The organism is Polynucleobacter sp. AP-Latsch-80-C2, assembly GCF_018882185.1.
Lineage (GTDB): Bacteria > Pseudomonadota > Gammaproteobacteria > Burkholderiales > Burkholderiaceae > Polynucleobacter.
The window spans coordinates 135,015-146,861 of the sequence record NZ_JACVOY010000004.1; the positions used below are offsets into that span (position 1 = coordinate 135,015).

Sequence of the window (11,847 nt, forward strand, 5' to 3'; positions counted from 1 at the left end):
GAAGGAGTGGCAGTGAATCGAAGACAGTGGTTAAGTATTAGCGTAATTAGCCTTTTGGCACTAATGGCTGGAGTCTTCAGTTCACAGTGGATTTCTAAAACAGGGCTTGCAAGTGATCCTGCCGTTAAAGCTTTTTTTGCCAATGCTTGGCAATCTCCGGATGGAAAAGCCATCAATTCTGCAGATTGGCAGGGAAAAGTCTTAGTTGTGAACTTTTGGGCCTCCTGGTGCCCTCCCTGCGTAGAGGAAATGCCTACTTTAGATCTCCTTCAGAAAGATTTTTTGCAACAAAATGTCTTATTTGTCGGCATCGGTATTGATTCACCCTCTAATATTCGTGAATTTCTCAAAAAGACCAATGTTTCTTATCCTATCGTGATTGGCGGCCTTGAGGGCAGCAATCTTTCTAAGCAGCTAGGTAACACCCAAGGCGCCCTACCTTATACGATCATCATTAATGCCAAGGGCAAGGCAGTATTTAGCAAATTAGGAAAAATAAACGAAGATGATCTCAGAAAAGCAATTAAAGAAGCAATTTGAGAATATTTAAAGACTTTTTAACTAAAAAAACGAGTCTCAAAACAGCCAAAAAATCCGTTTCTAGGTCCTAAATTTTCAATATCTGTAGCTAAAAATCGTTATTTTTTAGCCTTTTTAAGAGATTGAGCGGGTATACTTTCCCTTGTAATGAATGAAGCATCAAATTCATCCAAGACGCATTTGTAGTCAAAAGCCAAAGTAAGCAATTGATACTGAACTGCATCTAAAAACAGGGAAATATGTCTAAAAAAGCTTCAATTCTCGTTATTCAGGGCCCAAATCTTAATTTACTGGGAACCCGTGAACCAGAGGTTTATGGGAAAACAACCCTAGAAGATATTCATAAAAAGCTGGGTGAGACCGCAAAAGCGAACTCGGTCGAGCTTGATACCTATCAAAGCAATCATGAAGGCGAATTAATTGATCGCATTCAAAAGGCAAAGCAAGATGGGGTTGATTTCATCATCATCAATCCGGGTGCCTTTACTCATACCAGCGTGGCTTTGCGTGATGCCTTAGCTGGTGTTGCTATTCCGTTTACGGAAATCCATCTATCCAATATTCACCAGCGTGAAGAATTCCGTAAGCACTCTTATTTGTCTGACATTGCCACTGGTGTGATTTGCGGTTTAGGTGCGATCGGCTATGAATTAGCCCTGCAAGCAGCCATTACTCGTTTACAAAAATAAGCTTAATTTAAAGAATCACAAGAGAGGAAGTACTCATATGGATCTGAGAAAACTAAAAACCTTGATCGACCTAGTCTCTGAATCAGGTATTTCTGAATTAGAAGTGAATGAAGGCGAAGACCGTGTGCGCATCGTCAACGCTGGTGCGCCAGCTCCTGCCGGGCAAATGGTTTATGCAAATCCTGCACCAGCCCAAGTGATGCAATCTGCACCAGCTGCTGTAGCCGCGCCGGTCGCCCCAGAAGAGCCAGTAGAAACTGGTTTTGTCGCACGCTCACCGATGGTGGGAACTTTCTACCGCGCTCCAAATCCTGAATCACCAAACTTTGTCAACATTGGTGACACTGTGAAGGTTGGTCAAACACTTTGCATCATTGAGGCGATGAAATTACTCAATGAAATTGAATCCGAAAAAGACGGCGTGATTAAGCAGATTCTTTGTGAAAACGGTCAAGGCGTTGAATTTGACCAGCCACTTTTCATCATTGCTTAATTACTTAACGCATTCTTTTTATCCACTATTACCTAACTCAGAGCCGACATGTTCGATAAGATTCTGATTGCCAATCGGGGGGAAATTGCCCTCCGTATCCAACGAGCGTGCCGCGAGTTGGGAATAAAAACTGTCGTCGTCTACTCGACTGCTGACAAAGAAGCGAAATACGTCAAACTAGCTGATGAAGCGGTATGCATCGGACCAGCGCCATCGCCACTTAGTTACCTCAACATGCCTGCGATTATTTCTGCGGCTGAAGTAACAGATGCAGAAGCCATTCATCCTGGTTACGGCTTTCTCTCTGAAAACGCGGACTTTGCTGAGCGCGTTGAAAAATCAGGATTTGCCTTTATTGGTCCAACTGCAGCATCAATTCGCTTAATGGGCGACAAGGTCTCTGCAAAACGCGCCATGATTAAAGCAGGCGTACCTTGCGTTCCTGGATCAGAGGGCGCATTGCCAGACAACCCAAAAGAAATTATTGCTACTGCAAAAAAGGTGGGCTATCCGGTCATCATCAAAGCTGCAGGTGGTGGTGGTGGCCGCGGTATGCGTGTTGTACATACTGAAGCCGCCCTCCTCAATGCTGTCAATATGACAAAAGAGGAAGCTGGTCGTGCGTTCGGAAATCCTGAAGTCTATATGGAGAAGTTTTTAGAAAAGCCACGCCACGTAGAAATTCAGATTTTGGCTGATACCCATGGTAATGCCATTTGGCTGGGCGAGCGCGATTGCTCTATGCAGCGCCGCCACCAAAAAGTCATTGAGGAAGCACCAGCACCAGGTATTGATCGTCGTTTAATCGCGAAGATTGGCGAACGTTGTGCAGAAGCTTGCCGCAAGATTGGTTACCGTGGTGCCGGAACGTTTGAGTTCCTCTATGAAAACAACGAGTTTTTCTTTATTGAGATGAATACCCGTGTTCAAGTTGAGCACCCCGTTACCGAAATGATTACTGGTGTCGACATTGTTCAAGAACAAATTCGCATTGCTGCGGGTCTCAAGTTAGGCTATCGCCAAAAAGACATCGTCTTCCGTGGTCATGCCATTGAGTGCCGCTTAAATGCAGAAGATCCGTTTAAGTTCACCCCAAGCCCAGGGAAAATCGGTTCCTTCCATATGCCCGGTGGTCCAGGGATTCGTGTGGACTCTCATGCCTACAGTGGCTACGTAGTTCCCTCGAACTACGATTCGATGATTGGTAAGTTGATTTCTTACGGCAATACTCGCGAACAAGCGATTCGTCGTATGCAAATTGCGCTCTCCGAAATGGTCATTGATGGCATCACCACCAATGTTCCTTTGCACCGTGAATTGATGCTCGATCCTAATTTTATGGAGGGTGGTACCAGCATTCACTACCTAGAGCATCGCCTAGAAGAGCAAGCCGCAAGTCGCGGGAAATCTTAATTGATACGGGTTCTTCATGTCATATCGTGAGCTCGTCTTTACGGTCGTTGCCGAAACTGCCGAACCGCTAGGTGATGCGCTCATCGACTTGGGCGCCTTGTCAGTCACGGTTGAGGATGATGCTGCCGGTGGCTATGACGAGAACCCTCTCTACGGAGAGCCCGGTCTTTCCCCAGAAGTACAAGCTTGGGAACGATCTTCAGTCACCGCCCTCTTTAACCCAGAGATAGATGATTCAGGAAGCGCTGATTTTGTCTCTCAACTGCTTGTCTCTCTGAAAGAAGCGGGGTTTCATCTTTCCCCCCCTGAAGAAAAAATTGTCGAAGAACAAGATTGGGTTCGACTTACCCAAAGCCAATTTGCTCCCATCCAAATTGGCGAGCGGATTTGGGTTGTCCCTTCTTGGCACGAAGCTCCCACTGATCCCAATGCCATTTGTTTAGCGGTAGATCCAGGACTAGCTTTTGGGACGGGCAGTCATCCTACGACCCACTTATGCCTGCTGTGGTTAGAACAACATCGCAATTTACAAAACCAAAGTTTGCTTGATTACGGATGTGGTTCAGGAATACTGGCAATTGCTGCTGCAAAACTGGGTGCCAAGCCTGTCGTGGGAACCGACATCGATCCACAAGCCATGGTTGCCGCCCGGAGTAACGCTGAAATCAACAATACGGTGATTCAGTTTGTATTGCCGAACGAAGATGCTCCTGAATTAGCTGCCAAAACTAAATACGACATCGTGATCGCTAATATTTTGGCCAATCCACTGCAAGTCCTTGCGCCAGCACTCGTCAATAAAATGCGCCCTGGCGGTCAAATTGTTTTATCTGGCGTCCTTGCACGCCAGGCAGAAGAAGTGATTGCAACCTATAGCCAATGGCTAACGCTCTCCGTCTGGAAAGAAAGTGAAGGCTGGGTTTGCCTACATGGCACGCTAGCAGATCGCAAATCACAAGCTATTTCCGCGCCGGCTCAAAAAAAAAGTCTTAAATTAATCCTGCTCGGACTTTTTTTGCTGATCTTGCTGGTGTTTGGTGAACACCTTTCAAGAAATTCTTTGCTACCAATATTGGCGCCACGCGTCGATGGCACATCTCCCGCTATCGCAGTCAGCACTTTTTCTGTATTAAAACGCGTTGATCAAAAATTGTGTATCGCATTGGGCTGCATTAACCGTCCCGTAAGCGATTTTGCTGCGTGGAAAATAACTTCCGCCACACTCACACCTGAAAACGCGCGAGAGGGGCTTAAAAACGCTCCTAATCAATCTGTATTACAAGTTGAAATACAAAATCGTCTTGCAATCGCAGTTTTGATACCAAATTTAGAAATTTCTCTCACGGATTCAGAAGAATCTGAACTGAAATCGATTCAACTCACACCAAAAGAATGGTTACCGGTTGCGTGGCAAGAGACTCATCCCGATTTTTTATCGACAGGTGCACCCTCTGGAGATCTCATTCAAGCGCAATTACCGCTTTTGCTACCAGCAAATGCTGCTGGCTATCGCGTACGCATTCTTTATCCTCAATAATTCTCAATCTTTTTACCCCTTACCACCTACAGAAAGTAATTTATGGCTAGCTTGATTTGCGGTTCTATCGCCTACGACACCATCATGAACTTTGAAGGCAAATTTGCCGATCAAATCTTGCCTGAACAAATTCATATTCTGAATGTGGCGTTTTTAGTTCCCACCATGCGCCGTGAATTCGGTGGCTGCGCCGGCAATATTGCCTACAACCTAAAGCTCTTGGGCGGCGACCCCATCATCATGGCAACTGTTGGTGGTGATGCTGCCCCTTACATGGATCGTCTTTCAAAACTCAAGATTGATGCCAGCCATATTCGCCAGATTGATCAAGCATTTACTGCACAAGCCATGATCACCACCGATCAAGCCAACAATCAAATCACCGCTTTTCATCCCGGGGCAATGGGAGAGTCTCATCTAAACCAAGTCTCTGAAGTCGTGGCTGAGCGCAGCAACAATGCCAAGGGTGCCGCTAAGTTCGGCATCGTTGCGCCCGATGGTCGTCAAGGAATGTGGGAGCACTGTCACCAGCTTGCTGAGGCAGGCATTCCATTTGTATTCGATCCAGGCCAAGGTTTGCCAATGTTCAATGGCCCTGAGTTGCTTGAATTGGTGGATATTGCAAGCTACTTGGCAGTAAATGACTACGAGGGAGAGATGCTTTCCCAGCGGACTGGCTTAAGCCTGGCAAAAGTTGCGGAGCGCGTTAAAGCCCTGATCGTTACTAAAGGCGCTGAAGGTGCAGATATTTACTCGGATGGTAAATGCATTGCTATCCCACCAGTACCGGCAGCAAAAGTGATTGACCCAACGGGTTGTGGAGATGCATTCCGTGGTGGATTGCTCTTTGGATTAGAAAACGACATGGATTGGGAAATAACTGGTCGCCTAGCAAGTCTGATGGGCTCTATCAAAATTACCCATCAAGGTCCGCAAAACCATCAATTGAGCAAAGATCAGATCGCCGATCAATTCAAATCAGCCTTTGGCTTTAGCTTTAGCCTCTAAACACCCTAGCTGAGTCTGGGCTTCACCAGAGCCCTTCGGAAAAAATAAGCAATAAAAAAAGGGGTCTCGTGAGAGACCCCTTCTAGTAACACCCGTCCGATTAAGGACGTGTGCCAGTTGGGAAGGGCCAGGCAGCAGCAGGATTCAACGCACTAGACGCTGGTGCAGCTTTCTTAGCCGCGGGCTTTTTTACAGCGGAGCCCGTTTTCTTCGCAGCAGGCTTACTTACTTTTTTTTTGCTACGCGCTTCTTTGCTACTTTTTTAGCTACTTTTTTAGCGGCTGGCTTTTTAGCAGCAGCTTTTTTAGCAGCAGGACGCTTCTTAGCTACTTTTTTAGCAGCTGGCTTTTTAGCAGCAGCTTTTTTAGCAGCAGGACGCTTCTTAGCAGCTACTTTTTTAGCAGCAGGCTTCTTAGCAGCTACACGCTTCTTAGCAGCAGGCTTCTTCTTAGCTACTTTTTTAGCAGCTGGTTTCTTAGCAGCTACTTTTTTCTTAGCAGCTGGTTTTTTTGCAGCAGGTTTCTTTTTGGCGATTGCCATAGTCATGCTCCTTCACGTGAGGATTAGTACAAACTACCGATTAAGAAGACCCGACCATTCATTTCCGCCTGGTTTTGCAACCGATTGGATCTGACGAGCGAGCCATTCATCGGCGCGCGGCTTGATGCAAAGTGCTGCACGCTAATGAATCTTGGAAAAAAAGCCGTAGCCCCAAAGGGCAACGGCTTCTTAAATATGCTGGAAAAAATAGAGAGAGTAGTCCAGACACCCTTGAACAAGGGTTTTCGGATTTGAGTCTTGTTTTGCTGACTTCTTAAACTATCCAACCGTCTAATCTCCAATTAACCGGCTGTGCGCTTTCAAACTACCTTACTACTCCCAACTTAGCGCACCACCAGTTTGATACTCAATAACGCGTGTCTCAAAAAAGTTTCTTTCTTTCTTAAGATCAATCATTTCTGACATCCATGGGAATGGATTCTCTTCATTTGGGAACATCGCGTCAAGTCCTATTTGCAAACATCTGCGATTACAGATGTATCTTAGGTACCCTTTGAACATCGGAGCGTTCAATCCGAGCACTCCGCGAGGCATCGTATCTTCGGCATAACGGTACTCTAATTCGACCGCTTTTTCGAAGATCGATTTGATCTCGTCTTTGAACTCGGAAGTCCATAACTGCGGGTTCTCCAGCTTGATTTGGTTTATCAAATCAATACCAAAATTGCAGTGCATAGACTCATCGCGCAAGATGTATTGATACTGCTCAGCAGCACCCGTCATTTTGTTTTGACGACCCATTGCAAGTATTTGCGTAAAACCAACATAAAAGAACAAACCTTCCATTACGCAAGCAAAAACAATCAGCGAACGAAGTAATTTTTGGTCAGCTTCTAATGTGCCAGTCTTGAAATTTGGATCAGTTAAGACGTCGATAAAGGGAATTAAGAACTGATCTTTAGCGCGAATTGACTCAATCTCGTTGTACGCATTAAAGATTTCGGACTGATCTAGACCCAAAGATTCCACAATATATTGGTAGGCATGAGTATGAATTGCCTCTTCAAAAGCCTGGCGCAATAGGTATTGGCGGCATTCTGGAGCGGTAATGTGGCGATAAGTACCCAAAACAATATTGTTTGCAGCTAAAGAGTCTGCAGTCGTAAAGAAACCGAGATTGCGCTTAATAATGCGACGCTCATCCTCAGTTAAGCCATTTGGATCTTTCCAAAGCGCGATATCGCGATTCATATTGATCTCTTGTGGCATCCAGTGGTTTGCGCAACCAGCTAAATACTTCTCCCATGCCCATTTATATTTAAATGGAACCAACTGATTGACGTCAGTCTTCGCGTTAATCACGCGCTTATCAGCAGCATTGACGCGCAAGGCTGCGCCACCCGCTAAATTTGCTGCGGCAACTGATGCTGGCGCAGCTGTTTGTGGCGCCATTGCTACTTCGTCTGGCTGTGGACGTTGTGGCTCCACTGCAACCGGCTGCGGTGCAAGACCAGCTTTCGCTAGTGCTGGAGCAACTTCCTCATCCCAATTCAACATAACTTTCTCCTAAATTCTTCTATTTCTGACCAATAAGCAAATCGCTTATTGGCATGCTTCACATTCTTCAAAGCCGTCATCACCGGGGCGCATTGTACAAACTGGACCATCCGCCTCTTGCGCTGCTGCAGCATCTGTTCCGTTTACGCCACCACCACTAGAAACGGCGTTCAACTGACCGCTAGCAACTGTTGATTTCTCAACGTGCGTTGCAGCCATCGTGCGGAGGTAATAAGTCGTTTTCAAGCCGCGCAACCATGCCAACTTATAAGTGTCATCCAGTTTCTTGCCGGATGCACCGCCCATGTAGATATTGAGTGACTGAGCTTGGTCGATCCACTTCTGACGACGGGAAGCCGCTTCAACCAACCAGCTTGGCTCTACTTCAAATGCTGTAGCGTACAAATCGCGCAAATCTTGTGGAATGCGGTCGATCTTAGACAAAGTGCCGTCAAAGTACTTCAAGTCAGCAATCATGACTTCATCCCAAAGGCCGCGATCCTTCAAATCACGTACCAAGTACTCGTTCACTACCGTGAATTCACCGGAAAGATTGGATTTCACGAACAAGTTCTGGAATGTAGGCTCGATACAGGCAGAAACACCAATAATGTTTGAAATCGTTGCTGTTGGTGCAATTGCCACGCAATTGGAGTTACGCATACCGTGCTGCTTGATGCGTGAACGCAAACCGCTCCAATCCATCGTAGAAGAGTTATCAACCTCAACATAACCACCGCGCTCAGTAGCAAGCATGGCTACTGAATCTTGTGGAAGAATGCCGCGATCCCATAAAGAACCTTTGTAAGTGCTGTATACGCCACGCTCTTCTGCCAATTCGCAAGAAGCTTGGTAGGCGTAGTAGCAAACGGCTTCCATTGAGGAATCCGCAAACTTCACAGCCTCATCGCTAGCGTAAGGAATACGTTGCATATGCAAGCAATCCTGGAAGCCCATAATGCCCATACCGACTGGACGGTGCTTTAAGTTCGAATTGCGTGCTTTTGCCACTGCGTAGTAGTTGATATCAATCACGTTATCCAACATGCGCATTGCAGTACGCACGGTTTTTTGGAGCTTCTCGTGATCCAAAATCATCTTGCCATTAGCATCAGTAGTCATGTGAGCAGTTAAGTTCACAGAACCGAGGTTACATACGGCGATTTCGCTCTCGTTGGTATTGAGAGTAATCTCAGTACACAAGTTTGAAGAGTGCACAACACCAATATGCTGCTGTGGGCTACGGATATTGCAAGGATCTTTAAAAGTGATCCATGGGTGGCCAGTTTCAAACAACATGCCTAGCATCTTGCGCCATAACTGTTGCGCCGGAATTCTGCGGAATGGCTTCAACTCACCACGGTCCGCTTTTTGCTCGTAAGCAACATAAGCTTCTTCAAATGCCTTGCCGAACTTGTCATGCAAATCGGGCGTATTAGATGGTGAGAACAATGTCCAATCACCGTTCTCCATGACACGCTTCATAAACAGGTCAGGAATCCAGTTTGAAGTATTCATGTCGTGGGTACGACGGCGGTCATCACCAGTGTTCTTACGCAACTCCAAGAACTCTTCGATATCCAAGTGCCATGTTTCCAAGTAGGCACAAACTGCACCCTTACGCTTACCACCTTGGTTCACAGCAACCGCTGTATCGTTTACCACTTTCAAGAATGGCACAACGCCTTGTGATTTACCGTTAGTCCCTTTGATATGGCTACCTAAGGCGCGAACGTTAGTCCAGTCATTACCCAAGCCACCTGCAAACTTAGACAACAACGCATTTTCTTTTAATGCTTCGTAGATGCCGTCAAGATCATCATCCACTGTTGTCAAATAGCAGCTAGAAAGCTGTGGACGTGTTGTTGCAGAGTTAAACAAAGTTGGTGTGCTGGACATGAAATCAAATGTAGACAAGATTTCATAGAACTCAATCGCACGACGCTCACGGTCCAATTCATTCAGGGATAAGCCCATCGCAACGCGCATAAAGAAAGCCTGTGGCATTTCAATGCGACGGTCTTCAATGTGCAAGAAATAGCGGTCATACAAAGTTTGCAGGCCAAGGTAATTGAACTGCAAGTCACGGCTTGCATTCAAGGCAGCAGCCAATCTTGGCAAATCAAATTCACGCATGCGTGGATCCAACAACTCTGCAGAAATACCTTCGTTGATGTACTTCGCAAAATACGTGCCGTATTCAGCTTGCATATCACCTTGCAATACCTCATGACCCAAAATTTCTTTACGAATCACGTGCATCAAGATGCGCGCTGTCACTTGGCTATAAGCCGGATCTTTCTCAATCAATGTGCGTGATGCCAAGATCGCTGAGTCATACACTTGCGCCATGGGTACGCCATCGTACAAATTCTTAATGGTTTCAGTAATAATTGGTGTTGCATCAATGTTGTTGCCTAAACCTTCACAAGCCGCCTCAATCACGGTACGTAAAGCGGCCATATCTAACCACTTCTCAACACCGTTATCAGTTACTTTGATACCTGATTCACCTGCCTCATGAGAGCTTTGTGTCTGCTGGGAAACTTCTTGCTGGGCAGCACGCTCTTGATTGCGCTTCTCACGGTACAAAACATAGGCACGAGCAACGTTGTGCTCACCACTGCGCATCAAGGCCAATTCAACTTGATCCTGAATATCTTCAATATGGAAGGTTCCGCCATTAGGACGGCTACGCAATAAGGCACGAACTACGGAATGGGTCAATTGCTCTACTTGCTCACGCACACGTGCTGAAGCTGCCCCTTGCCCACCATTTACAGCTAAAAATGCTTTGGTTACTGCGATTGCAATTTTGGATGGCTCAAAAGCAACCACTGAGCCATTGCGGCGAATAATTTTGTAATCAGACAATTGCGTTGCCTGAGTACCACCAACACCACCGGCGACAAAGCCAGCAGAAGGGGCTTGATTCATAGCCCCTGCAGGGCTCATTCCTGGATTACTAGCACCAGAGGGTTGGCCTGCTGTTTGTGGATTAGCGTATGTCATGTTGCTCCTGCTTTTATATATAGTTATTTGGACAAAAAATCGTTATAAAACAATGGTGTATTGCGAGATTCAAACACTACATCTAGTGTTTCGAAGTGCATTAGGCACTAAGTATAGGGAAATATTGAAGCTTTGGTAAGCTTTTTCTGACGAATATTTATAAGTATTTTTACTAAGTTTTGTACTTATTTTGGGGTCATTTTGGTGCGTATTTTTCAGCCCTTTTTAGGTAAAGGCTAGAAAAGTGAGCATATGCTCACATACAAAAATGAGCTCTAGCGGGAATCTAGTCCGTAAGGTAATTTTTCCTGAGAAATGCCTGTCTCTTTTTGGAACTTTTTCCAATTAAAAAATATTCCCGGGTCAGTTTTTCGCTCTGGAGCGATATCGCTATGTCCTGCAAATTGCAGTTTTGGATACGAACTGCTTAATTTTTTAATCAAATTTGCCAGTACTTGATATTGCGCTTCCTCAAAAGGAGTATCGCCATCACCCTCCAGCTCAATACCAATTGAAAAATCATTGCATTTTTCCCGACCGAAAAATGCAGAAACCCCAGCATGCCAAGCCTTGTTGTGTGTAGAGACAAATTGAATTAACTGACCTGAACGGGTAATTAAAAAATGACTGGATACCTTTTGAGCACCAATCTCCTCAAAATAGGGATGCGCAGTGGTATCTAAGTTGTTTTGAAAAAAATCAATGATGTATTGACTAGAGGCCTGACTTTTAAAAGCCCCCGGGGGAAGACTGATGTGATGAACCACCACTAAGTCAGGTGTCACGTTTTCAGGTCGACTATCTTGGTTTGGAGAAATTCTCCAAGTAGCATTGCCCAACCAACCCTGATGATCGAGTGCTTGCAGATGTTCTTTCGAGCAATAAAAACGGTCCTCCTTCACTAACGCATCGGACTTTGGAAGGTGTACTTGGCAGTACTGACAGAGAACCATTGCCTCTGGCTCAACCGCCGCCTTAGCCTTACGGGGATTGGATCTAGCGGATTGCTCGCGTTGAACTTTGGCCTGCTTATTGCCTTTAAGCCAAAAGTAAAACAGAGTAAAGCCTGCAATCAAGAGAAGCCACTTAAACACGGA

At 45.7% G+C, this 11,847-nt stretch carries 10 protein-coding genes and 1 pseudogene; 7 read left to right on the forward strand and 4 right to left on the reverse strand.

What is annotated here, in order from left to right; all coding sequences use genetic code 11:
* Positions 1–12 precede the first annotated feature (12 nt).
* The 7 genes and pseudogenes from ICN47_RS06170 to ICN47_RS06195 all read left to right on the forward strand — a co-directional run bounded on the left by ICN47_RS06170 (position 13) and on the right by ICN47_RS06195 (position 5,680).
* Positions 13–540 (forward strand): redoxin family protein, encoded by a 528-nt coding sequence (locus ICN47_RS06170; RefSeq protein WP_216219019.1) that lies wholly within the window; start codon positions 13–15, stop codon positions 538–540.
* A 239-nt stretch (positions 541–779) separates the two neighbouring features.
* A complete protein-coding gene (aroQ, locus tag ICN47_RS06175; RefSeq protein ID WP_216219020.1) occupies positions 780–1,229 on the forward strand; it encodes a type II 3-dehydroquinate dehydratase in 450 nt (149 codons plus the stop codon).
* Positions 1,230–1,266: 37 nt separating this feature from the next.
* Positions 1,267–1,722, forward strand: coding sequence for an acetyl-CoA carboxylase biotin carboxyl carrier protein (gene accB / locus ICN47_RS06180; protein ID WP_216219021.1), 456 nt, complete (start codon positions 1,267–1,269; stop codon positions 1,720–1,722).
* Between the two features lie 48 nt (positions 1,723–1,770).
* Positions 1,771–3,135, forward strand: coding sequence for an acetyl-CoA carboxylase biotin carboxylase subunit (gene accC, locus ICN47_RS06185; RefSeq protein WP_216219022.1), 1,365 nt, complete (start codon positions 1,771–1,773; stop codon positions 3,133–3,135).
* A gap of 16 nt (positions 3,136–3,151) precedes the next feature.
* A pseudogene (gene prmA / locus ICN47_RS12945) lies at positions 3,152–4,072 on the forward strand (50S ribosomal protein L11 methyltransferase); the annotation flags it as partial.
* Positions 4,073–4,150: 78 nt separating this feature from the next.
* Positions 4,151–4,672, forward strand: a complete 522-nt coding sequence (locus ICN47_RS12950; RefSeq protein WP_255538949.1) for a DUF3426 domain-containing protein — start codon at positions 4,151–4,153, stop codon at positions 4,670–4,672.
* Between the two features lie 42 nt (positions 4,673–4,714).
* Positions 4,715–5,680 (forward strand): carbohydrate kinase family protein, encoded by a 966-nt coding sequence (locus ICN47_RS06195; RefSeq protein ID WP_216219024.1) that lies wholly within the window; start codon positions 4,715–4,717, stop codon positions 5,678–5,680.
* A 225-nt stretch (positions 5,681–5,905) separates the two neighbouring features.
* On the opposite strand, the gene ICN47_RS06200 is transcribed toward ICN47_RS06195, so the two are convergent.
* The 4 genes from ICN47_RS06200 to ampD form a co-directional block, all read right to left on the reverse strand.
* Positions 5,906–6,220, reverse strand: coding sequence for a hypothetical protein (locus ICN47_RS06200; protein WP_255538953.1), 315 nt, complete (start codon positions 6,218–6,220; stop codon positions 5,906–5,908).
* A gap of 333 nt (positions 6,221–6,553) precedes the next feature.
* Positions 6,554–7,738 (reverse strand): ribonucleotide-diphosphate reductase subunit beta, encoded by a 1,185-nt coding sequence (locus ICN47_RS06205; RefSeq protein ID WP_216219025.1) that lies wholly within the window; start codon positions 7,736–7,738, stop codon positions 6,554–6,556.
* Between the two features lie 45 nt (positions 7,739–7,783).
* The gene (locus tag ICN47_RS06210; protein ID WP_216219026.1) at positions 7,784–10,750 is read right to left on the reverse strand and encodes a ribonucleoside-diphosphate reductase subunit alpha; all 2,967 of its coding nucleotides are present in this window, start codon (positions 10,748–10,750) and stop codon (positions 7,784–7,786) included.
* A 275-nt stretch (positions 10,751–11,025) separates the two neighbouring features.
* Positions 11,026–11,844 carry a 1,6-anhydro-N-acetylmuramyl-L-alanine amidase AmpD gene (gene ampD / locus ICN47_RS06215; protein WP_370626276.1) on the reverse strand — a complete coding sequence of 273 codons (819 nt, stop codon included), beginning with the start codon at positions 11,842–11,844 and terminating at the stop codon, positions 11,026–11,028.
* Positions 11,845–11,847: the final 3 nt, after the last annotated feature.